Source organism: Mesorhizobium sp. M7A.F.Ca.US.008.03.1.1, assembly GCF_003997495.1.
Classification (GTDB): domain Bacteria; phylum Pseudomonadota; class Alphaproteobacteria; order Rhizobiales; family Rhizobiaceae; genus Mesorhizobium.
Genome location: NZ_RZRU01000005.1, coordinates 62,012 through 84,302 on the forward strand (window position 1 = coordinate 62,012; position 22,291 = coordinate 84,302).

21 protein-coding genes and 1 pseudogene are annotated in these 22,291 nt (G+C 63.3%); 14 read left to right on the forward strand and 8 right to left on the reverse strand.

The window, feature by feature from the left end; translation table 11 throughout:
- The first annotated feature begins 130 nt into the window (after nucleotides 1-130).
- The 4 genes and pseudogenes from EOA16_RS09990 (at nucleotide 131) to EOA16_RS10005 (ending at nucleotide 4,404) form a co-directional block, all read left to right on the forward strand.
- A pseudogene (locus EOA16_RS09990) lies at nucleotides 131-591 on the forward strand (DUF4126 domain-containing protein).
- On the forward strand, nucleotides 588-1,964 hold the full coding sequence (locus tag EOA16_RS09995) for an FAD-containing oxidoreductase (protein ID WP_127257538.1): 1,377 nt from the start codon (nucleotides 588-590) through the stop codon (nucleotides 1,962-1,964). Before EOA16_RS09990 ends, EOA16_RS09995 begins: the two are co-directional and overlap by 4 nt.
- A 125-nt stretch (nucleotides 1,965-2,089) precedes the next feature.
- Nucleotides 2,090-3,262 (forward strand): MFS transporter, encoded by a 1,173-nt coding sequence (locus EOA16_RS10000; RefSeq protein WP_127257540.1) that lies wholly within the window; start codon nucleotides 2,090-2,092, stop codon nucleotides 3,260-3,262.
- Between the two features lie 86 nt (nucleotides 3,263-3,348).
- Nucleotides 3,349-4,404, forward strand: coding sequence for a succinylglutamate desuccinylase/aspartoacylase family protein (locus EOA16_RS10005; protein WP_127257541.1), 1,056 nt, complete (start codon nucleotides 3,349-3,351; stop codon nucleotides 4,402-4,404).
- A gap of 1 nt (nucleotide 4,405) precedes the next feature.
- On the opposite strand, the gene EOA16_RS10010 is transcribed toward EOA16_RS10005, so the two are convergent.
- Complete coding sequence (locus tag EOA16_RS10010) at nucleotides 4,406-5,176, reverse strand: isocitrate lyase/phosphoenolpyruvate mutase family protein (protein WP_127257542.1); 771 nt, start codon at nucleotides 5,174-5,176, stop codon at nucleotides 4,406-4,408.
- A 319-nt stretch (nucleotides 5,177-5,495) separates the two neighbouring features.
- Here EOA16_RS10010 and EOA16_RS10015 point away from each other — a divergent pair, with 319 nt between their 5' ends.
- Both EOA16_RS10015 and EOA16_RS10020 read left to right on the forward strand, forming a co-directional pair.
- Complete coding sequence (locus EOA16_RS10015; RefSeq protein ID WP_127257543.1) at nucleotides 5,496-7,685, forward strand: anthranilate synthase; 2,190 nt, start codon at nucleotides 5,496-5,498, stop codon at nucleotides 7,683-7,685.
- A gap of 5 nt (nucleotides 7,686-7,690) precedes the next feature.
- Nucleotides 7,691-8,638 carry a cation diffusion facilitator family transporter gene (locus EOA16_RS10020; protein ID WP_127257544.1) on the forward strand — a complete coding sequence of 316 codons (948 nt, stop codon included), beginning with the start codon at nucleotides 7,691-7,693 and terminating at the stop codon, nucleotides 8,636-8,638.
- 6 nt (nucleotides 8,639-8,644) lie between these two features.
- Here the strand turns inward: EOA16_RS10020 and EOA16_RS10025 are convergent, their stop codons facing one another.
- From EOA16_RS10025 to EOA16_RS10035, 3 genes are all read right to left on the reverse strand, one after another.
- A complete protein-coding gene (locus tag EOA16_RS10025) occupies nucleotides 8,645-9,031 on the reverse strand; it encodes a type II toxin-antitoxin system VapC family toxin (protein ID WP_127257545.1) in 387 nt (128 codons plus the stop codon).
- On the reverse strand, nucleotides 9,028-9,273 hold the full coding sequence (gene vapB / locus EOA16_RS10030) for a type II toxin-antitoxin system VapB family antitoxin (RefSeq protein WP_127257546.1): 246 nt from the start codon (nucleotides 9,271-9,273) through the stop codon (nucleotides 9,028-9,030). Before vapB ends, EOA16_RS10025 begins: the two co-directional genes overlap by 4 nt.
- Nucleotides 9,274-9,340: 67 nt before the next feature.
- On the reverse strand, nucleotides 9,341-10,444 hold the full coding sequence (locus EOA16_RS10035; RefSeq protein ID WP_127257547.1) for a hypothetical protein: 1,104 nt from the start codon (nucleotides 10,442-10,444) through the stop codon (nucleotides 9,341-9,343).
- Nucleotides 10,445-10,546: 102 nt separating this feature from the next.
- On the opposite strand from EOA16_RS10035, the gene EOA16_RS10040 reads away from it, so the two are divergent.
- The 6 genes from EOA16_RS10040 to EOA16_RS10065 all read left to right on the forward strand — a co-directional run bounded on the left by EOA16_RS10040 (nucleotide 10,547) and on the right by EOA16_RS10065 (nucleotide 14,244).
- Nucleotides 10,547-10,984, forward strand: coding sequence for a DsrE family protein (locus EOA16_RS10040; protein WP_127257548.1), 438 nt, complete (start codon nucleotides 10,547-10,549; stop codon nucleotides 10,982-10,984).
- Nucleotides 10,985-11,134: 150 nt separating this feature from the next.
- Nucleotides 11,135-11,914, forward strand: a complete 780-nt coding sequence (locus EOA16_RS10045) for an SDR family oxidoreductase (RefSeq protein ID WP_127257549.1) — start codon at nucleotides 11,135-11,137, stop codon at nucleotides 11,912-11,914.
- Nucleotides 11,915-11,977: 63 nt separating this feature from the next.
- The gene (locus EOA16_RS10050; protein WP_127257550.1) at nucleotides 11,978-12,286 is read left to right on the forward strand and encodes a putative quinol monooxygenase; all 309 of its coding nucleotides are present in this window, start codon (nucleotides 11,978-11,980) and stop codon (nucleotides 12,284-12,286) included.
- Nucleotides 12,287-12,419: 133 nt separating this feature from the next.
- Nucleotides 12,420-12,665 carry a type II toxin-antitoxin system prevent-host-death family antitoxin gene (locus EOA16_RS10055; RefSeq protein ID WP_127257551.1) on the forward strand — a complete coding sequence of 82 codons (246 nt, stop codon included), beginning with the start codon at nucleotides 12,420-12,422 and terminating at the stop codon, nucleotides 12,663-12,665.
- Entirely contained in the window at nucleotides 12,662-13,048 is a 387-nt protein-coding gene (locus EOA16_RS10060; RefSeq protein ID WP_127257553.1) for a type II toxin-antitoxin system VapC family toxin, read from the forward strand. Before EOA16_RS10055 ends, EOA16_RS10060 begins: the two co-directional genes overlap by 4 nt.
- Before the next feature lie 95 nt (nucleotides 13,049-13,143).
- Complete coding sequence (locus tag EOA16_RS10065) at nucleotides 13,144-14,244, forward strand: AbrB family transcriptional regulator (RefSeq protein WP_127257554.1); 1,101 nt, start codon at nucleotides 13,144-13,146, stop codon at nucleotides 14,242-14,244.
- 121 nt (nucleotides 14,245-14,365) lie between these two features.
- Here EOA16_RS10065 and EOA16_RS10070 read toward each other — a convergent pair whose 3' ends face one another.
- Both EOA16_RS10070 and EOA16_RS10075 read right to left on the reverse strand, forming a co-directional pair.
- Nucleotides 14,366-15,445: a siderophore-interacting protein gene (locus EOA16_RS10070; protein ID WP_127257556.1), complete on the reverse strand. Its 1,080-nt coding sequence runs from the start codon at nucleotides 15,443-15,445 to the stop codon at nucleotides 14,366-14,368.
- Nucleotides 15,446-15,570: 125 nt separating this feature from the next.
- Nucleotides 15,571-16,455, reverse strand: coding sequence for a LysR family transcriptional regulator (locus EOA16_RS10075; RefSeq protein ID WP_127257557.1), 885 nt, complete (start codon nucleotides 16,453-16,455; stop codon nucleotides 15,571-15,573).
- 147 nt (nucleotides 16,456-16,602) lie between these two features.
- Between EOA16_RS10075 and EOA16_RS10080 the strand changes: the two genes are divergently transcribed.
- On the forward strand, nucleotides 16,603-18,138 hold the full coding sequence (locus EOA16_RS10080) for an MFS transporter (RefSeq protein ID WP_127257559.1): 1,536 nt from the start codon (nucleotides 16,603-16,605) through the stop codon (nucleotides 18,136-18,138).
- A gap of 23 nt (nucleotides 18,139-18,161) precedes the next feature.
- Here EOA16_RS10080 and EOA16_RS10085 read toward each other — a convergent pair whose 3' ends face one another.
- Nucleotides 18,162-18,938, reverse strand: a complete 777-nt coding sequence (locus tag EOA16_RS10085) for an esterase family protein (protein ID WP_127257561.1) — start codon at nucleotides 18,936-18,938, stop codon at nucleotides 18,162-18,164.
- A 4-nt stretch (nucleotides 18,939-18,942) separates the two neighbouring features.
- Nucleotides 18,943-20,109 carry an ATP-grasp domain-containing protein gene (locus EOA16_RS10090; RefSeq protein ID WP_127257562.1) on the reverse strand — a complete coding sequence of 389 codons (1,167 nt, stop codon included), beginning with the start codon at nucleotides 20,107-20,109 and terminating at the stop codon, nucleotides 18,943-18,945.
- A gap of 422 nt (nucleotides 20,110-20,531) precedes the next feature.
- Here EOA16_RS10090 and leuA point away from each other — a divergent pair, with 422 nt between their 5' ends.
- Complete coding sequence (gene leuA / locus EOA16_RS10100; RefSeq protein ID WP_127257564.1) at nucleotides 20,532-22,271, forward strand: 2-isopropylmalate synthase; 1,740 nt, start codon at nucleotides 20,532-20,534, stop codon at nucleotides 22,269-22,271.
- Nucleotides 22,272-22,291: the final 20 nt, after the last annotated feature.

Consider the following 22,291-nt stretch of genomic DNA (forward strand, 5'->3'; position numbering starts at 1 on the left):
TGCCAGCGCCTGCAACGCCGGGCGCAAAACCATTCCGATTTTCAGAGTCATGCGCTGGTCAAATGCCGGACCTATGCTAGCCTGCTCTTGCCGGACTGTCCTGGTCCGGGGGGATCGAGGGGGATCGACCATGCTCTACATTCTCGCACTTCTGATCGGCGTCATCGCCGGTCTTCGCGCCATGACGGCGCCGGCCGCCGTCGCCTGGGGCGCTTATCTCGGCTGGCTGCCGGTTGCCGGCACCTGGGCGAGCTTCATGAGCCACTGGGCGGCAGTCGGCATCTTCACCATCCTGGCCATTGTCGAGCTGGTCACCGACCAGTTGCCATCGACTCCGAGCCGCAAGGTACCGCAGCAGTTCGGCGCTCGCATCATCATGGGCGCTTTCACCGGCGCGGTGATCGGCGCCACCGGAGGCGCCACCATCGGCGGCGTGATCGCGGGTGCCATCGGCGCTGTCATCGGCACGCTGGGCGGCGCCGAAGCACGCGCCGGCTGGCAGCAAGCTTCGGCAAGGATCCGCCAGCCGCCTTCATCGAGGACGCGGTGGCGATCATCGGCGGCCTGCTGGTCGTGGCGGCGGTGGCATGACGGCAAAAGCCTTCGACGCCATCATCATCGGCGCAGGACAGGCTGGCTCCCCTCTGGCCGGCCGGCTGACGGCCGCCGGCATGAGCGTCGCGCTGATCGAGCGCAAGCTGGTCGGCGGCACCTGCGTCAACACCGGCTGCATGCCGACCAAGACCATGGTCGCCAGCGCCTACGCCGCGCATCTTGCGCGCCGCGCCGCCGACTATGGCGTGACGCTCTCAGGCCCTGTCGGCGTGGATTACAAGGTGATCAAGGCGCGCAAGGACAAGGTCACCAACGACGCTCGCGGCAATCTGGAAACCTGGATCGCCGGCATGAAGGGCTGCACCCTCTATCGCGGCCATGCGCGTTTCGAATCCGCCAACACGGTGCGCGTCGGCGACGACCTTTTGACCGCCGAGAAGATCTTCCTCAACACCGGCGGCCGCGCCTCGGTGCCTGATCTGCCCGGCATCCACGACATCGACTATCTGACCAACTCGTCGATGATGGATCTCGACGTGCTGCCGCGCCATCTCATCGTCGTCGGCGGCAGCTACATCTCGCTCGAATTCGCGCAGATGTTCCGCCGCTTCGGCGCGGAGGTCACGGTCATCGAGAAGAGCCCGCGCCTGACCGGCCGCGAGGACGAGGATGTCTCCGCCGCCATACTGTCGATCCTCGAAAACGAAGGCATAGCGGTTCATGTGGGCGCCGACGACATCGGCTTCGCCAAGCAGGGCAAGGACATTGCCGTGACCTTCTCGGCCGGCAAACCGCCGGCTGTCGGCTCGCACGTGCTGCTGGCTCTGGGGCGCGCACCCAACACCGACGATCTCGGCCTCGACAAGGCCGGCGTCGAGGTCGACAAGCGCGGTTTTGTCACCGTCGACGACCAGCTACGCACCAGCGTGCCCGGCATCTGGGCGATGGGCGACTGCAACGGCAAGGGCGCCTTCACCCACACCTCCTACAACGACTATGAGATCGTCGCCGCCAATCTGCTCGACAACGACCCGCGGCGGATCAGCGACCGTATCGAGGCCTATGCGCTCTACATCGACCCACCGCTTGGCCGCTGCGGCATGACCGAGGCAGCGGTGAAGAAATCCGGCCGGCGCGCACTGGTCGGCCAGCGGCCGATGACCCGCGTCGGCCGCGCTATCGAAAAGGGCGAGACGCAGGGCTTCATGAAGATCCTGGTCGATGCCGACACCAGGGAAATCCTCGGCTGCTCAGTGCTCGGCCCCGGCGGCGACGAGGCTATCCATTGCGTGCTCGACCTGATGTACGCCAAGGCGCCCGTCGACACGCTGGCGCGTGCCGTCCACATCCACCCGAATGTCTCGGAATTGCTGCCCACCATTGCCCAGGAATTGAAGTCGCTGGCCTGACAGCCTGTTGGCGACCCATTTCAAAGCTCTTCCTTTTCTGCATCGCTGCAATGCAGCGATGCAGCTTGCGCACGGTGGCGTCCTTCGCGCAGTCTGGAATTGAACCGATTCAGTCTGGACGCACCATGCCCTTGCCGATCCTTGCGCTTGCCATTGCGTCCTTCTGCATCGGCACCACCGAATTCGTCATCATGGGCTTGCTCCCCGAAGTTGCCGCCGACCTCGGCGTGTCGATCCCTTCTGCGGGCCTGCTGGTCACAGGATATGCTCTGGGCGTCGTCTTCGGCGCCCCGATCGTCGCCATGGCCACTGCGCATTTGCCGCGCAAGCCGGTGCTGGTCGGGCTGGCCGTGCTGTTCGTCGTCGGCAATCTGTTTTGCGCCATCTCGCCCAACTACTGGACGCTGATGGCCGCGCGCGTCTTCACCGCTTTCGGCCATGGGGCCTTCTTCGGCATCGGCTCGGTCGTTGCCGCCAGCCTGGTGCCGCGCAACAAGCGCGCCAGTGCCATCGCGCTGATGTTCGCCGGGCTGACGCTGTCCAACATTCTGGGTGTTCCCGCCGGCACCGCGCTTGGCGAAGCGTTCGGCTGGCGCTCCACATTCATAGCCGTGGTCGGCATCGGCCTGATCTCGGTCGCGGCCATCGCCTGGCTGGTGCCGTCCGACGTCGCCGAGCCAAGCGGTGGCGGCCTGCGCGGCGAACTGCGTGTGCTGGGCAAACTGCAGGTCTGGCTGGCCATGCTGATCGCGGCGCTGACCTCTGCAAGTCTGTTCACCGTCTTCACCTACATCAAACCCTACCTCACCGAGGTATCGGGCTTGTCGACCTCGGCAGTCACGTGGGTTCTGCTGCTGTTCGGCGCGGGCATGACCATCGGCAACATTATCGGCGGCAGACTGGCCGACTGGAAACTGATGCCGACAGTGATCGGCACCCTGCTGCTGATGGCGCTGCTTTTCGTTGGCTTCAGGCAGTTCGGCGCAATGGCCAGCATTGCCGTCGGCATCGTCTTCCTGTGGGGCCTGCTCATCTTCGTCGTCGTGCCGCCGCTGCAGATCCGGGTCGTCGAGGCCGCCTCCGAGGGACCGAACCTCGCCGCCACGCTGAACCAGGGCGCCTTCAATGTCGGCAATGCCAGCGGCGCGTGGATCGGCGGCGTGGCCCTGTCCGCCGGTGTTTCCTATGCCAATTTGCCGCTGGTCGGCGCAGCACTCGCCCTTTTGGCGGTCACCGTCGCTGTGCTGTCGCAGGCGCTGGACCGGCGCGCACCGGTCATCCCGCTTCCGGCTGAATAGTCTCTTGCGCCCATAGCGCGGCAGGCTGGACCAATCGACATCGGCGCCTTCAAATCGCATGTCTCTCGCTCTTGATGGAGGAAGTCATGCAGAAATCGATCGAACGCGTCGCCGGCGAAAGCGAAGGGGTTTCCTACGAATTCCCGCTGTTCCGCATCGCCGGAGCCGACAAGGCTGCTCCTTCGGCCTATCTGCAGGCGGCACTCCATGCCGGCGAGTTGCCGGGCGTCGTCGCCATCGACGCGCTGATGCCGATGCTTGCCAGGGCGGAGGCCGAAGGCCGCATCAAGGGTAACCTCACCATCGTGCCCTGGGCCAACCCGATCGGCCGGGCGCAATATCATTTCGGTGAGCATCAGGGCCGCTTCCATCTGGGCACGCGCACCAATTTCAACCGCGGCTTTCCGCTGCTCGCCGCGCCCGACACAGCGCTCTTGCCCGACACCACCCTTGGCAGCGTCGACCAGCGGCTGAAGACGCGGCTGGTGCAGCTCTCGCTCGGCCATGACATCGTGCTCGACCTGCACTGCGATGACGAGGGCCTCGCCTATCTCTACGTCCACACCAGCCTGTGGCCGGCCATGGCCGATTGCGCCGCCGCCATGGGCGTCGACGCGGTCGTGCTGTGGAGCGAGGACACCGACGGCACCTTCGAGGGCGCCTCGATCATGCCCTACCAGAACGTCCCCGCCGATATCGCCAGGCTCGACCGTCGCGTCGCCACCACCGTCGAATATCGCGGCATCCTCGATGTCGATGGCGCCCTGGCCGCCGCCGACGCCGACGGCCTCTACCGGCTGCTGGTGGCGCGCGGCGTGATCGCCGACAGCGCCCTGCCCACGCCGGGTCCTTTCACCGGCTTCGTGGCGCCATTGGAAAACATCGACATGATGCCGGCGCCACGGGCCGGTGCCGTGCTCTACGACGTCAAACCCGGCGACCACGTCGCCAAGGGCGCGCGCCTCGCCACCGTCGTCCATGCACCGGGCGAAACCGATGGCCGCACCGAAGTGTTCGCGCCGCAGGACGGCATCATCCTGACCCGCCGCTCGCGCCGCATCATCCGCGCCGGCGAGGATCTTCTGAAACTGGTCGGCGACAGGAAGAGCGCCGACGCCCGGTCGGGGACGCTGGAGGACTGACTTAACCCGAAATAGCCAGTCGCGCCTTCCCCTCCAGCCACTCCGCCATCTGCCGGTAAGGTACCGGGCCGTGGCTGATACGGGCGACACCCAGTTCCGCCAGCCGCTGGCGCGGCGGCACATGCGCCAGCGCAATGATGTTGACCGGCAACGCAATTGCCTTGCAGAGCGTCTCGATCAGGCCCTCGTCGCCAAGGCCCGGCGCAAAGAAGCCGTGCGCGCCGGCTTTTTCGAAGGCCTGTGCGCGCTCGATGGCCTGGTCGAGCAGAACGTCATCGTGCGCATCCGGTTTCGCCTTGAGGAAGATGTCGGTTCGAGCGTTGATGAACGCCGGTATGCCGGAAGCCTTGACGGCCGCCGCAGCAGCTTCGATGCGCTTTACCTGGACAGAAATGTCATGCAGGCCGCTGCCACCGACGATCTGGTCTTCGAAGTTGAAACCAACAGCGCCGGCCCGCAGCGCCAACGTTACCGTTCTCGCGACGATTTCCGGATCGACGCCGTAACCGCCCTCGAGATCCATGGTGACCGGCAGGTCGACCGACCCGACGATGCGCCCGATGTTGTCGAGCGCAAGCTCCAGCGGGATTTTCTCGCCATCGGCGTAGCCGAACGCGGCCGCGACCGGCCAGCTTCCGGTGGCGATCGCCTTGGCGCCCGCTTTTTCGACGATCTTGGCCGAGCCCGGATCCCAGGCGTTATAGAGAACGACCGGGTTTCCCTTGACGTGGAGGGAATGAAACGTCCGCGCGCGTTCGATCTGCTCGGTCATGGTTGTTTTCCCGTCTTCCTGCTGTTGGATGAACAGTCTAAGCGGCACTGTGGGCTCTGGCGATGTGCCATGAGCCTGAGAAGCGGCGGCCAACGAACAGACTTTCAAACCTGTTGCGCATCCTTCTTTTCGCAGCTATGGATTTCGCCATGAACATGCGTTCGACCAAGACCATTTGGTGGTGGGCCTGCTGACAGCGGCCTGTTCGAACACGTGCGCGTGAAAAGAGAGGGTGGCCGCAACGGAAAGTCCGGGCGGCCATTTGTTTTTTCCAAGCCATTCCCGGGTCCGTTGCCCCAAGAAGCTGATGGAGACGGCAATGACGATGAAGGTTCTGGAAAACGGGGCGGAAAGTTTCGTGACCGCGGGTGGCATCACCATCACCCGCGAGCGCCACGACCGGCCCTATGCGGGTGCGATCGACGCTTACGTCGACGGCCTGAATTCGCGCCGCGGCGCTGTATTTTCCTCCAACTATGAATATCCCGGCCGCTACACGCGCTGGGACACCGCCATCATCGACCCGCCTCTGGTTATCTCCGCGCGCGGCCGCGCCATGCGCGTCGAGGCGCTGAACGGCCGTGGCGAGGTGTTGTTGCCGGTCATCGGCAAGGCGCTCGCCGGCCTGGCCGATGTCACCATCGCCGAGACGTCGAAAAAGCTCATCCGCCTCGACGTCGCCAAGCCTGGTCGTGTCTTCACCGAAGAAGAACGCAGCCGCGTCCCCTCGGTGTTTACCGTTCTGCGCGCCATCACCGCTCTGTTCAAGACCGAGGAAGACGCCAATCTCGGCCTCTACGGCGCTTTCGGCTACGACCTTGCCTTCCAGTTCGACCCGGTCGACTACAAGCTCGAGCGCAAGCCAAGCCAGCGCGACCTGGTGCTGTTCCTGCCCGACGAGATCCTGGTCGTCGACCACTATTCGGCCAAGGCCTGGACCGACCGCTACGACTATGCCGGCGACGGGTTTTCAACCGAGGGGCTGCCGCGCGACGAAATCGCCGAGCCGTTCAAGAGCCCCGACCGCATCCCGCCGCGCGGCGACCATGAACCGGGCGAATACGCCAATCTGGTGCGCAAGGCGATGGATTCGTTCAAGCGCGGCGACCTGTTCGAGGTCGTGCCCGGCCAGATGTTCTACGAGCGCTGCGAGACGCAGCCGTCCGAGATTTCGCGCAAGCTGAAAGCCATCAATCCGTCACCCTACTCTTTCTTCATCAATCTGGGCGAAGGCGAATATCTGATTGGCGCCTCGCCCGAAATGTTCGTGCGCGTCAACGGCCGCCGCGTCGAGACCTGCCCGATCTCGGGCACCATCAAGCGCGGCGACGACGCCATTTCCGACTCCGAGCAAATCCTGAAACTGCTCAACTCGAAGAAAGACGAATCCGAGCTGACCATGTGCTCGGACGTCGACCGCAACGACAAGTCGCGGGTCTGCGAGCCGGGTTCGGTACGCGTCATCGGCCGGCGCCAGATCGAGATGTATTCGCGCCTGATCCACACTGTCGATCACATCGAAGGCAGGCTGCGCGAAGGCATGGATGCGTTCGATGCCTTCCTGTCGCATGCCTGGGCGGTCACCGTTACCGGTGCGCCGAAACTATGGGCAATGCGCTTCATCGAACAGAACGAGAAGAGCCCGCGCGCCTGGTATGGCGGTGCGATCGGCATGGTCAATTTCAACGGCGACATGAACACCGGCCTCACCCTGCGCACCATCCGTATCAAGGACGGCATTGCCGAAGTGCGCGCCGGCGCCACATTGCTGTTCGACAGCATTCCCGAGGAAGAAGAAGCCGAAACCGAACTGAAGGCATCCGCCATGCTCTCCGCTATCCGCGACGCCAAGACAGGCAATTCCGCCAGCACCGAGCGCACCACCGCGCGCGTCGGCGACAGCGTCAACATCCTGCTGGTCGACCACGAGGACAGTTTCGTCCACACGCTGGCCAATTATTTTCGCCAGACCGGCGCCAACGTCTCGACCGTTCGCTCGCCGGTGCCGGAGGAAGTCTTCGACCGGCTGAAACCCGATCTCGTCGTGCTGTCGCCCGGCCCCGGCACACCGAAGGACTTCGATTGCGCCGCAACCATCAAGAAGGCGCGCGCCCGCGAACTGCCGATCTTTGGCGTCTGCCTTGGCCTGCAGGCACTGGCCGAGGCCTATGGCGGCGAACTGCGGCAGCTGCACATACCGATGCACGGCAAGCCGTCGCGCATCCGCGTCTCCAAGCCTGGCATCATCTTCTCGGGCCTGCCCAAGGAAGTCACCGTCGGCCGCTACCATTCGATCTTCGCCGATCCGGTGCGGCTGCCCGACGATTTCATCGTCACGGCCGAGACCGAGGACGGCATCATCATGGCCTTCGAGCACCGCAAGGAGCCGATCGCCGCTGTGCAGTTCCACCCGGAATCGATCATGACGCTCGGCCATAATGCCGGCATGCGCATCATCGAGAACATCGTCGCCCACCTGCCGCGCAAGGCCAAGGAAAAGGCCGCCTGACGATCATGGCTGAAGCCGAGAACACGATGGCGATCGCGGCTAAAGCGGCCGCGAAGCGCAAGGTCGCCAACCTCGCCTTCTGGTCGATCGTTGTCGCCTTTGTCGTGCTCGCGCTGAAGGCTGCGGCCTGGTACGTCACCGGCTCGGTGGCGCTCTACTCGGACGCGCTGGAATCGATCGTCAACGTCATCGCCTCGGTCGCAGCCTTCTGGGCAATCCAGGTCAGCCACAAGCCGGCCGACCAGGACCACCCTTTCGGTCATCACAAGGCCGAGTACTTCTCGGCCGTGCTGGAAGGCGTGCTGATCGTGCTTGCCGCGCTATTGATCCTCAACGAGGTCTGGCGCTCCTGGCAGACCCCGTCACCTTTGGAACAGCCTTGGGAAGGTCTTGCGGTCAACGGCGTTGCCACGATCATCAACGCCTTCTGGGCCTGGACGCTGATCCGCGCCGGCAGGGCTGAGAAATCACCGGCGCTGGTCGCCGACGGCAACCACATCATGACCGACGTGGTCACCTCGATCGGCGTCTTCGGCGGCCTGGTCGGAGCGATCCTGACCGGCTGGCAGATCCTTGACCCGGCGCTTGCCGTCCTCGTGGCGCTGAACATCCTGTGGCAGGGCTGGCATGTCATAGGTTCGTCGATGAACGGCCTGATGGACCGCGCCGTCGACACCCAGGAACACATGCGCATCCGTGACGTCATATCGGCCAATTGCAAGGGCGCGCTCGAGGTTCACGACCTCAAGACGCGCATCGCCGGCCGCGCCACCTTCATCGAGTTTCATCTGGTCGTCGACGCAGACATGTCGGTCGGCGCCAGCCATGTCATCTGCGACCGCATCGAGGACGCGCTGAAGGCCGAAATTCCCTCGGTGCGCGTCACCATCCATGTCGAGCCCGACGACGAGGCCAAGCTGCCCAAGGGCACGACGGCCGTGCCGTTCGCTTGAGGCGGTTCACCAGGTCTCGATTGAGAGATCTTTGATCCGCTCGAACTCCCCGACATTACCGGTCATCAGCGTAAGGTTCCGAGCGCGCGCCTGCCCGCCGATCAACGCATCGTAGGGACCGATCGGAGTTCCCAACGTCGCAAGCGTTGCCCGAATCTCCCCAGCATGTCTTGCGTCTTCTCGGTCGAATTCGAGCACCGGGAACTGCAGAGCATCGATGCGCGCCAAATTTTCAGCCCTTCGCTGGCTCTTTTCAGCACCATAGTACAGTTTGTGCGCGACGATCACAGATAGGGCAAAGTCCTGCGGCCTGTGCCGTTTCAGCAGCGCCAACAGCCCGGCGTCGCCCTTGATGACCGCGATGACGGCATTGGTGTCGAGCAGGTAGATCACTTGAAAATGTCATCCAAGGCAGGTCGATCCTGCCCGTCTTGATGTTCCAGCGCTGCCTCGGCGAAATCATTATCAAGCGGTCCGGTCACTTGGTCGAGCCACGCCCAATCCTGCGCAAGCGGTTCCAGGATGACGGCTTGCCCGTGACGGCGGATCGAAACCTCATCTGTTTCGAAACGGAACTCCTTGGGCAGACGCACAGCTTGTGACCGGCCCGACCAGAACACTTTTGCCTTGTCCATCATGCTATCCTCAAAATGAGATATAGCAAAGATATATCCCCTCATAGCGACGTAGACAAGTCCAAGCTCAAGGCATGCAGGCCGATTGCGGCATTGGCTGCAGGCGATAGACCTTGTCGTCGGATTTGGTCTTGCCGTCGGCGGCCTTCGAACACAGATCGACGATCGCGAGTGCGCTGTTGGGATTGGCTAGCATCATCGTGCCGTTGGCGCCGCGTTTGAGGAAGATTTCCTTCTGCGCAATGTCGCAGGAGAAATCGCTCATCTTCGAGCTGGCCGCACAGCGCCACTGGTCGGCTTCGCCCTGGCAGGAATAGGTCTGCGTCACCTCAGCCGATTTCTCCCGTGTGGTGACGGTAACGGCAATCTCGGCCCCGTCTGGCCAGTTGGCGGCGTCACCGCCCGTGGCGAAGGACGCCAGCTCTACCTTGCCGCGGAAAACCCGGATCGACTGGGTGAGTTGATCGGGGTGCGAGCCGAGATGCGCTGCGTCGTAGTCGCGCCCATAGCAGAACGCCTGGTCCGGCTTCAGCCGCTCGCGCAGCGGCGGTCCAAGCGCAGGATCGACTGGGTCGATGCGCGCGAATTCCGCCTTGCAGGTCGCTGCCGGCATCGGGTCGAGGCGGAAATTGTCGTCCTCCGAGCCGAGCGCCTGCCTGCCATATTCCGCTGCGCCAAGCTCCTCTTCCGATCCGGCATCGAGATAGATGTCGGGCTGCAGATCCGAGAGGAACAGCCGACCCTTGTCGTCGACCTTCAGCGACGCAAGCGTCCGGTCGCATTCCATGCCGCAATGGATCGGGCCCGTCTTGCCGTCCTCGGACGCATGATTGCACCAGCCGCCGGCCCATTCAGGCGACTTGGCGCCGCGCACGGTGGTGGCGATGAAGGCATTGTAGGATGTGTCGGAATTCACGGTCGGCTCCTCATTCGGCCGGCTGACCGGATCATGGCCGTAGAAGAAGAAGATCCGCGCCACCTTCTGCTTCGGGTGCGCCTTGAGATGCGCCGCATCATAGACGCGGCTGAAACAGACATCAGCGCCGTTCGGACTGAGTTCGGTGAGCTTCAGCGCATCGTCGGCGGAGGCCGATCCGGCAAGCGCGCCAAGCAGCACGGCGCCAAACCCGGCGCCGGCAACTGTCTTCCATTCCCCCAACCCAAACGCCATGTGACCTCTCCTCCGCATCGACAGGACGCAACGTCAATTTATGCTAGTATTGCGGTTGGAGACACGCAATTCGCGGTCAGCCGCCAAGTGGAGGAGGATGCCATGCGCCGGCGCGATATGTTCCGCGCGGTTCTTGCCGGAACCGGAACGCTTCTCGGTCTGCGGGCAGTACAGGCAGCCGCCACCGAGCCAACAAGGCAAAAAGTTGCCTACCACTTGAGCGACACCGACAAGGTCAATTTCGTGCTCGGCAACATCAAGAACCACTATGAGGGTACCGGCGGCAAGGTCGACATCGTGCTGGTCGTGCATGGTCCCGCGCTCGCGGCTTTCAAGTCGAAAGGCATATCGGCCGCGATTTCCGGGCGCTTCGCCGGCCTGGTGCGGCAGGGGCTGGAACCCCACGCTTGCGCCAACACCATGCAAGGCATGGATATTTCGCTCCCCGACCTGCTTGCCGGGTTCCATGCAGCCGACAGGGGCGGCGTCGTCAAGCTCGCCGAACTGCAAGGCCAGGGCTACGCCTATCTGCGCCCGTAGAGCGGTTTGTTTGACGCAAATTCCCTAAGTGAAAGCGCTGCTCGCTTTTCCCGGAAACCGCTTCACACTTTTCCTTGAATTGCTCCAAGGCTTGAACACCGGGGTGGCAAGGGCCTACGAAGGGCAGGCAGACATCCCGGAGGAAGAAACGTGCCAGCCACCACACTCAGCATACCCGATCTTGCCGGCAAGGCGGTGCTGGTTACCGGTGCGTCGACCGGCATCGGGGCAGCGCTCGCGCTGGCCTATGCAGCGCAGAAATGCAAGGTGGCGCTGCACTACAATTCGAGTCAGGACGCCGCCGAGAAGCTCGGCCTGACGATTGCCGACAAGGGCGGCGAGGTGTTTCTCGTTCAGGGCGATTTCTCCGTTGCCGCCGATGTCGAACGCGTCGTCGAGGATAGCGCGCAATATTTCGGCCGCCTCGACGGGCTGGTCAACAATGCCGGCGGCATGCTTGGCCGCATCCCCTATGCCAAGCAGACCGAGGCGCATTACGACGCTGTGATGGATCTCAACGCCCGTTCGGTGCTGACCGCTTCGCGCAAGGCGGTCCCGTGGCTGAAGAAACAGGGCGGCTTCATCGTCAACACCTCCTCGATCGCCGCCCGCAATGGTGCCGGCGGCGGCGCCGGGCTTTACGGCTCGGCCAAGGCCTTCGTCTCCAATGTGACGCGCGGCATGGCCAAGGAGCTGATTGGCTTCGGCATTCGCGTCAACGCGGTGGCGCCCGGCACCATCCTCACCCCGTTCCACGAGCGCTATTCGACCGACGAGCAGATGAAGGGCATGGTCGCCACCATTCCGCAGGGACGCGCCGGCACGGCGCAGGATTGCGTCGGCGCCTATCTGTTCCTCTCTTCCGATCTTCTCAGCGGCTACATCACCGGCCAGGTGATCGAGGTGAATGGCGGCCAGTTGATGCCTTGAACGGCTATCGGCATACTGGCGATCTGCATGCTCTTGTCGAAAACCTCAAAGGGAGACAACCGAATGTACGGACTGATCGGCAAGATGCGGGCGGCGCGCGGCCAGCGCGACGCGGTCATGGACCTCCTGCGCGCCAGCACCGGCGCCCTGCCGGGCTGCCTGAGCTACATCATCGCCCGCGACCCCGCCGACGCCGACGCGATCTGGGTCACCGAAGTGTGGACCGACGCCGAAAGCCACAAGGCCTCGCTGCAGCTTCCGGAAGTCCAGGCGGCGATCGCCAAGGCGCGGCCATTCATCGCCGGCTTTGAATTCCAGGTCGAGACCCACCCCGTCGGCGGCTTCGGGCTGGTTGACGGCAAGACGGGATGATCTCTACGCACGTATGCCGAGGGGAAGTTCGCACCTTGGTACAATAGCGACAGGCCAGTTCATTGCACTCCACTTGCAATGCTCTGAAAATGGACTAAGTTCAGAGGACTAAGTCCATTTGAGGCAACCTGCGATGCAGACCGTGAACATCCACAATGCGAAGACCAATCTTTCGCGTCTCGTTGACCGAGCTGCCAAAGGTGAGTCGTTCATCATCGCCAAGGCGGGCAAACCATTGGTCAAAGTCGTGCCTATTGATCAGCCGGCCTCGTCGCAGGCGCGAAGGGTCGGTTTTATGGCCGGCCAGTTTTCCGTTCCCGACGATTTCGACCGCATGGGCGGCGAGGAGATTGAACAACTGTTCGGTGTCAACACTTGAAACTGTTACTCGACACCCATTTGCTGCTGTGGGCGGCTGGCGAACCGGATCGGCTACCACTTGCGGCTCTCGCCGAGATTGAGAACCCAGAGAACGAATTGCTGTTCAGTCCTGCCAGCCTTTGGGAGATCGCAATCAAACGAGGACTTGGACGGGATGATTTCCAAGTCGACCCCCGTTTGCTCCGGCGAGGCCTATTCGACAACGGCTATCACGACCTGCCGATCACCAGCGAACATGCCCTCGCCATCGACGGACTTCCGGCGATCCACAAGGATCCCTTCGATCGAATCCTGGTCGCCCAGGCAACCGTGGAGGGGATTACCTTGCTGACGATAGACGATCTTGTCGCCCGTTATCCTGGTCCTATCCGAAAGCTCTGACACCTTTGGTAAACTGCGCGAATCGCGCATCATACAGCTCTCTTTTTCGGCGTAGCGGGGTTCGCATCGTCCCGCTTCAAGTCTAAGACCGAAACATGGATTCCTCGGCCGAGCAGCCACCAGACCAGCCCACCATCGAACGCATGGCTCGGATGCGCAAGCTCTGGCAATGGCTGGCCCTGCTGATCGTCTCCCTGCTGTTTGCCGGCGCGCTGGAATTCGCGGCCCTGCCGGCGGCACTGCTGATCGGGCCGATGCTGGCGGCCATCGTCGCTGGCACCAATGGCGCCACGGTGCGCGTGCCGCGCCTGCTGTTCGCCGCCGCCCAGGCGATCGTCGGCTGCCTCGTCGCGGCGTCGATCTCGGCCGATATCTTTCCGGTCTTCTACCAGGAATGGCCGTTGTTTCTCGGCGTCGTGGTGGCCACCGTCACGGCCTCCAGCCTGCTCGGCTGGCTGATCAGCCGCTGGCGTATCCTGCCCGGCACCACCGCCGTCTGGGGCTCGTCGCCGGGTGCGGCCACCGCTATGGTGCTGATGGCCGGCGCGTTCGGCGCCGACCAGCGCCTTGTCGCTTTCATGCAATATCTGCGCGTCATCTTCGTCTCGATGACGGCAGCACTCGTTGCCAAGATGTGGGTCGACACGTCGGGCGTCGAAATCCCCGCCATCATCTGGTTTCCGCCGATCGATGCCCAAGCCTTCGCAGCCACCATCGGCATCGCCGTCGTAGGCGGCCTGGCGGGAAAGCTGTGCCGGCTGCCCTCGCCCTTCTTCCTCGGCACCTTTATCTTCGGCACTGTCGTGCATCTCGGCTTGGGCGTGGAGATGCAATTGCCGCAATGGCTGCTGGCCGTCAGTTACGCCATGGTTGGCTGGTCGATCGGCCTGAACTTCACAAGGGCGATCCTGCGCCATGCGACGCGCGCTCTGCCGCAGATCATCGCCTCGATCGTAGCGCTGATCGCCTTTTGCGGCGGCCTTGCCTTCATGATCAGCCATCTCCTGGGCATCGATCCGCTGACCGCCTATCTGGCGACCAGCCCCGGCGGCATGGACAGCATCGCCATCATCGCCGCCGCCGCCCAGAACGTCGACATCTCTTTCGTCATGGCCCTGCAATCGGCACGCTTCCTGATCGTGCTGCTGGTCGGCCCGAGCGTCGCGCGGCTGGTGGCGAGAAGCGTCAGGCAATAGGCAAAGCAATTCCAGGAAAAGTGTGACGCGGTTTTCCCGGGAAAAGCGCATAGCGCTTCCCCAGGGAATTGCTTCAAAACAAAGTGTCTAGCCGCCGCCGGAGACAGTCATAAGCAGCGGATTATTCCTCGTCGCCCTCATTCTCGCCTTGCGCGTCCCGGCGCCAGTAGGCCGTAACCAGGTGCCGGTCGCGCGGCAGGCCCCACTGCTGGCGCACGATCTTGCGTATCTCGCGGAAATCGCCGAATTCGCATCCGGCCCAGACGTACAGGCCGTCGGCAAGCGCCATATGACTGCGCTCCAGCAAGGCGGAGGACAACAGGCCCGCGGTGCCGGCCTCAAGGCCGCGCCGGTAAAGCCAGGTGATGTCGATATTATCCCCTTGCGCCAGCGCCATTCGGTCATCCGGCCCATCGACCTCGATCAGCGCCTCGGCGCGTGTTGACGGCGGCAGATGCTCCAAAATCCTGCCTATGGCGGGAAGTGCTGTGTCGTCGCCGAACAAAAGCAGGGTCTGCGCCACCGGGGCGTCGCCGCCGCCGGGTCCGATCATGCCGATGACGTCTCCTGCCTGCGCGTTTTGCGCGAAGGTGGCGGCGGGCGTCTCCTGGCCGGGGTGCAGCACGAAATCGACATCGAGCCAGCCGCTTGCGGCATCCAGCGCCCGGATCGTGTAGACCCGCACGGCAAGGACATCGTCGCCCGAAGGCCAGACAATCAGGCCGTCGGCACCCATCGTCGGCCAGACCGGCCGCCTGCTGCGCGGCGGCAGCAGCAGCCGCATGTGCAGGCCGCCATGGCTAAACCGGCCGAGATCCTTGCCGGCGAAGCGCAGGCGCTGCATATGCGCCGAGATCCGCGTCGACGACACCACCGTGATCTCGCGGAAGAAGACCGGCGTGCCGGCGTCAACGCCGTCGCCTTGCCAATGAATGCCCCTGGTCGTGCCGAGATGTTCGGCGAGATGGCCGGCAACCGTCATCTTCATGTAGGACAGGCAGGTTTCGTCGGTCGCCGCGACGCGGATCAGTACGCTTTCATCATCGAGCGTAGCGCTCAACGAACCATAGTAGAGGCGAAGCTCCCATTGGTCGGCGACGCCGGTGTCGATCTCGAACTCGCTGTGCTCGGCGCGAAGCCGGTCCATCACCGACCTGATCGCTGCGTCGCTGATACGGGTCTGCGCGCTCAGTTGGTCCATCGCTCAAGTCCTTCACAACAGTTCTGGGCAAGCGCCGCGGCGCCACCGCCGTCAGCGGCATGCCACACCCGCTCCGGCGTTTCCACATAAACTTGATTATAAAACTCATATTATGCGATGAGCGCCTACCGCGCTGCAAGCCGTTCGGGAAGGAAATCGACGAACACGCGCACCTTCGGCGACAGATGGCGATTGGAGGGCCACAGCATTCTGAACTGGCCGCGGCCGTCGACATGACCGTCGAGGACGGTACGCAGCCTGTCTTCGAGCAGCGCCTCGCGCACCAGGAAATCCGGCATGCAGGCGATACCGAGCCCGGCGATCGTGGCGCCCTTCAAGGCTTCCATGTTGTTGCAGGTCAGCATCGAGCGGGTCTGCGGTTCGGCGCTTCCGGTTATGAATGGCCACTCCAGCAGCCTGCCGCTGTTCAGGAAGCGGAAGTTTATGCCGAAATGCCTGAGGAGATCCGCCGGCACGCTGGGGGCGCCATGGCGGTCCAGATAGGAAGGCGCCGCGCACAGCAGCATGCGAAAGGGCGCAACGGGTCTCGACACAAGGCGCGAATCCGGCAGCTCGCCGCTGCGGATCGCGACATCGATGCCCTCGTCGATGACGTCGACGATCCGATCGTTGAAATCGATGTCGAGTTCGATCTCGGGATAGCGGGCCATGAACTCCGACAGCACCGGCAGCAGCAGATGATAGGTGACGATCGGGGTGGATATGCGCAGCCGCCCACGCGGTGTTTCCCGTGTCCGCGACAGCATCGCCTCGGCATCCCCGATGTCGTCGAGGATGCGCCGCACCCGCTCGTTGAACAGCTTGCCCTCTTCCGTCAGGCCGATGCGCCGCGTGCTGCGCTGCAGGAGCCGCACGCCGAGCTCCTGTTCGAGCCGCGCGACGCTCTTGCCGACGGCGGAAGCCGAGATGCCGATCGCGCGGCCGGCGGCGATGAAACTGCCGAGTTCAGCGGTGCGGGCGAAGGCCAGGAGCCCGTTGAGACGATCCATCGTGTCATTCCATTCGAGCGTTTCAGTCCGATATACCAGGAGATATAACACTATTTTTCCTGAAATGCCGACGACCTATCTTGTCATGACGACCGGCTCCGCAATCGCGCAGCCCACCGGCGAGTGCTGTTTCAGATAGGGAAATCCATGACTTCCAGGACCACAACCGGCTCTGCCGAGAGATGGCTCGTGCTCTTGTCCGTGTGCCTTGCCGCGATGACGATGCCCTTGACCTTCACCGGTCCGGCCGTCGCTCTGTCGCGCATCGCGGCCGATCTCGGCGGCAATCCGATTGAGCTCAACTGGGTGACCAACGCCTTTATGCTGACCTTCGGCGCCACCCTGATGGCGTCGGGCGCTCTGGCCGACAACCATGGCCGCAAGCGCCTCTTCCTCGTCGGTCTCTCCCTCTATGTCCTGGCATCACTGGGCGCGATGCTGGCGCCGGACATCATCTGGTTCGACGCTTTCCGGGCCGTGCAGGGGATCGGCAGTGCGGCCGCCTTCGCTGGCGGGGCCTCGGCACTCGCCCAGGAATTCGAAGGGCCATTGCGGCTGCGCGCCTTCAGCTTCCTCGGCACCAGTTTCGGCATCGGCCTCGCCTTCGGCCCGATCGCGTCGGGCCTGCTCATCTCCGCATTCGGCTGGCGGTCGATCTTTCTTCTGGTTGCAGCACTCGCGATTGCCGCCGCAATGCTCGGCCTGCGCACCATCAGGGAATCGCGAGACCCGGATGCGACGGGCCTCGACTGGGCGGGAGCCGGCACCTTCACGATCGCGCTGGCGTCGCTGACCTATGGCGTGCTCCAGGCCCCGCAGAGCGGCTGGGCCGATCCCCTCGTCATCATGCTTCTGGCCGTTTCTGTCATCTGTTTTGTCGCCTTCGTCTTTGTCGAGCGGCGAGCACAACGGCCGATGCTTGACCTCACGCTGTTTGCTTATCCCCGCTTCGTCGGCGTCCAGTTCCTGGCTGCGGCACCCGCCTACGCCTTCGTCGTCCTGCTCGTCCTGTTGCCGATCCGTTTCATCGGCATCGAAGGGATGAACGAGATCAAGGCCGGGCAATTGATGATCTGCCTCTCCGGTCCGCTGCTGATCCTGCCGATGCTCGCCGGCCAGCTGGCGCGCTGGATCGCGCCGGCCACGATCTGCGGCGTCGGCCTGCTCGTCGCTGCCGCCGGGCTTGTCTGGCTGAGCCTGACACCACCGGTCGATAGTGCGCTGGTGGCGCCGCTGATGCTGATCGGCGTCGGCATCGCTCTGCCCTGGGGATTGATGGACGGGCTTGCCGTCAGTGTCGTGCCGAGAGAGCGCGCCGGCATGGCGGTCGGCATCTTTAACACCACCCGCGTCGCCTGCGAGGGTGTGGCGCTGGCGATCGTCATGGCGACGCTTTCCGGCTTTACCGCCGCGCAGCTCGCCGCACAAGGAACGGCATCTTCGACGGAGGCAGCGGCGGCAGCCCAGTTGCTGGTGACCGGCAATCTCGGCGCAACGGCGCAACATTTGCCGCAAGCCGGAGCTGCGGTTCTGGTCCAGGCCTACGAGACGGCGTTCGACAGGCTGCTGATCGTGCTGGCGGCAATCACCGTCATGACCGCCATCGTCGTCTTCCTTGGCCTGCGTCGCGGAGCGGCTTTGGAGCGCGAAACCGCCGCCCTGCCGGCATGCCAGGAAGGGTAGCAGTCAGCGGACGGGTCCCGCTATCAGTCCAGCCTGTGCATCAGATCCTCATCCAGCCAACGGCCGAAGAAATAGACCAGTTGCTTGTGCCACCACGGCCAGTCGTGGCTGACATCGCCGCCCCAGTAATCGACCCAGGCGGGAATGGATTTGTCGCGCAGGATCTGTTCCAAACTGCGCGTCTCGACCAGCATCCGCTCTTCCCAGGCGCCCTGCCCGCAGCAGAAGATCAGCCTGAGCGTCTTCAGCCGGGCCAGCAGTTTGGGATCGACGATGCCGGGCAGATAGTCGAGCGGTGAGTTGTAGAAAATGTCGCCTTCCAGCGCCTTGCCGAAGAAGTCGCGCGCCGAATAGACGCCCGACAGCGCGATGACGCCGCTGGCGAGTTCGGGAAAACGGAAGACGAAGTTCGACGAATGGTAGCCGCCCATCGAACAGCCCGAGAACAGCGGCTTCAGCTTGCGCCCGCCATTGGCCTGCTCGGCTGTGGACAGGAATTCTGGCAGCGCCTCCTCGCGCACATAGCGGAAATAGGCCTCGTGGCGGCCAATGCGGTGGGCGGCGTCGGCATGCTTGTCGAAGAAGGATTCCGAATCGACGCCGTCGACCGTGAACAGTTGGATGCGGCCGGTGTCGATGAATTCGGCCAATGCGCCCACCCCGCCGGAATCCTCGAACTGGTAGAACCGGCCCTGCGAGGTCGGGAACACCACCACCGGCCGGCCGGCATGGCCGTAGCGCTTGTATTCCATGTCGCGGCCGAGCTGGCTCGAGAAACTCTTGTGATAGGAAATGTCCATCGTCTCACGCCTTTTCCGCGTGGACATAGGCGACTGCCTCGCGCAACGCTGCTTCGTCCTTCGAGCGCATCTGATAGGCGTAATTTCCCATGGCGCGGCTGAAAACCTCTTCGATGGCCTGATGGTGGACGATCTTGTCGCGGTGCGCGGCTAGCACGTCCTCATGGCTGTGCAAATAGTGGAGGCGCCGCTTGCGGCTGGCATAGGCGGTGAAATATTTGCCCTCGTAAGGGCCGCCGGCGGCATCCCTGACCACCATATCGGCCCATGCCGCATAGACGTCGACGTCGAACGTATAGTTGATCGCATCGGTCATCCAGGCGCCGGGCGGGCGCATGTTGACCTCCAGCGCGATGACCCGGTCGTCCTTGGTCTCGAACAGCTCGATATGGAAGAAGCGTTCGCGCACGTCGAATGCTTTCAGGATCTTTCGACCGGCCTCCTCGACCGCCGGGTTGATCCTGGGAAAGCAGATGTAGCTCATGTGGCGATCCTTGTTGACCACCTCCATGACGCTCTGATCGTAGCGATGGCTGGCCGCCAGCACCACCTCGCCGTCGCGATTGACCAGCCCGTCGAAGGTCACCACCAGCCCCTCGATGAACTGCTCCATGACGAAGGTCACGTCCTCGGGCTTGTCCCGGAAGAACTGGTCGAGTTCCTTGGCGTTGGAGATCTTGAAGGTGTTCGATGCGCCGGAACCGCTGTCGGGCTTGACCACCACCGGATAGCCGACGCGCCGGATGAAAGTCATGGCCCCGGCACGGTCGGAGCATTTGCGTTGCGCGATGGTGTCGACGCCGCTCTTGCGGAAGAAGGCACGCATGCGGCTCTTGCGCTTCAGGTTCTTCACGAAATCGAGCTTGGTGCCGTAGACGTTGAAGTCGGTGCGGATGTTGGCTTCCAGCTCAAGCCAATGTTCGTTGAGCGATTCAAAACGGTCGATACGGCCCCATTTGTGGATGAAATGCCCCATCGCCCGGAGCACCGGATCGTAGTCCTCCATGTCGGTAACGCGGTAATACTCCGAAAGGGCTGCCTTCAGCTTGGCGTCGAGCGCGTCATAGGGCGCATCGCCGATACCGAGAACCCTGGCCCCGGCCTTCTTCAAACGGTCGCAGAAATCCGCACCATTGGCGGGAAAATGCGGCGAGAAGAACACGAAATTCATGGACGACCCCCTCCCGCGACAGGGCATCGAAACCCCGTCGATGCCCAAGTCTGGCGCATTTGCCCCGCCTGGGGAAGAGCGCGCATCTTCGGGACAACATCCGGCAGATCCCGGCCCGCCATGCGGCCCCACTTGCCTCTCACAAGCCGCTCCTGTAAGAGAACCGCCATGAACACGCGCGCCACCAACGCTTCCCGTCCGACCGGTTTTTCCGGCGAGACCGTGCGCGCGCTGGCTTCGACCCTGCTTCTTCTCGGCCTTATCGGCGATCGCCGGGTTCGCTGAAGGAGCGCCCGGCGGTCGAACCGCCGCGCAAGCGCATGCTCCTTGGCAATCACATCAAGCGAACGAAATTCTGGTAAAGGCGCCGCTCGCCATCAATCCACCGAAGGTGGATCCATGAGCCGCCGGGAGAAACGACGATGAACGCACGAGAAGAAATCCGCTCCGATGCCGCGGTAGCCGACACGGATTCGGCTAAAGGGATGCCCGACGCGGCCCGCAAATATCAGCCCTATCCGACCGTCGGCCTCACCGACCGGACCTGGCCGTCGAAGGTGATCGACAAGGCGCCGATCTGGTGCTCGGTCGACCTGCGCGACGGCAACCAGGCGCTGATCGACCCGATGGGCCATGAACGCAAGGCACGCATGTTCGGCCTGCTGCTCGACATGGGCTTCAAGGAGATCGAGATCGGCTTCCCGTCGGCATCGCAGACCGATTTCGACTTTGCCCGCTGGTGCATCGAGGAAGGCAACGTACCCGCCGATGTCTCGCTGCAGGTGCTGGTGCAGTGCCGGCCGGAGCTGATCACCCGCACCTTCGAGGCGCTGAAGGGCGCCACCAACCCGATCGTCCATTTCTACAATTCGACCAGCGAATTGCAGCGCCGCGTCGTCTTCGAAAAGGACGTCGGCGGCATCAAGCGGATCGCCACCGACGCCGCCAAGATGATCACCGACATGGCGGCCAAGGCCGGCGGAGGTTTTCGTTTCGAGTATTCGCCGGAAAGCTTTACCGGCACCGAGCTGGAAGTGGCGCTGGAGATCTGCAACGCCGTCACCGAGATCGTCAGGCCGACGGCGGACAACAAGCTGATCATCAACCTGCCGTCGACGGTCGAGATGTCGACCCCCAACATATATGCCGACCGTATCGAGTGGATGTGCCGTAACCTCGACAACAGAGAGAACCTGCTGGTTTCGCTGCATCCGCACAATGACCGCGGCACCGGCATCGCCACCACCGAACTCGGCCTGATGGCCGGCGCCGACCGTGTCGAAGGCACGCTGTTCGGCAATGGCGAGCGCACCGGCAATGTCGACATCGTCACGCTGGCGCTGAACATGTACACGCAAGGTGTCGATCCGTTGATCGACTGCTCCGACATCAACCGGATGAAGGACGTCTACGAATATTCGAACCAATTGAAGATCCCCGAGCGCCACCCCTATGTCGGCGAACTCGTCTACACCGCCTTTTCCGGTTCGCACCAGGATGCCATCAACAAGGGCATGAAGGCGCTGAAGAAGGCCAATACGAGCCTGTGGGAAGTGCCCTATCTGCCGATCGACCCGGCCGATGTCGGACGCAGCTACGAAGCCATCATCCGCATCAATTCGCAGTCCGGCAAGGGCGGCATCGCCTATGTGCTGCAGGCCGATTACGGCCTCAACCTGCCGCGCAATCTGCAGATCGAGTTCAGCCAGGAAATCCAGGCGATTACCGATGCCGAGGGCAAGGAAGTGCCGGCCAGGCGCATCTACGAGCGTTTTCTCGAGACCTATGTCGACCAGCCCGGCGCGCGGCTGAAATTCCTCGATCACCACACCTATCCCAGCACCGAGATCAAGGGCCGGCGCGTCGTCGAGGCGGTCATCCTCGACAACGGCAAGGAAGTGACGATTACAGGCACGGGTACCGGCCCGATCGATGGCTTCGTCAATGCGCTGTCGCGCCATGTCGGTGTCGAGATGTCGGTGCTCGACTATTCCGAGCACTCGATGCAGCGCGGCTCGAACGCCTCGGCCATTTCCTATGTCGAGATGGAGTATCCCCAGGGCAAGTTGTTCGGCGCCGGCATCAACACCAACATCGTCGCTGCCTCACTGGAAGCGGTGATGTCCGCCGCCAACCGTATCGTCGGTAAAAAAGCCGGCTGACGCCCGACGGGAACAAAGAT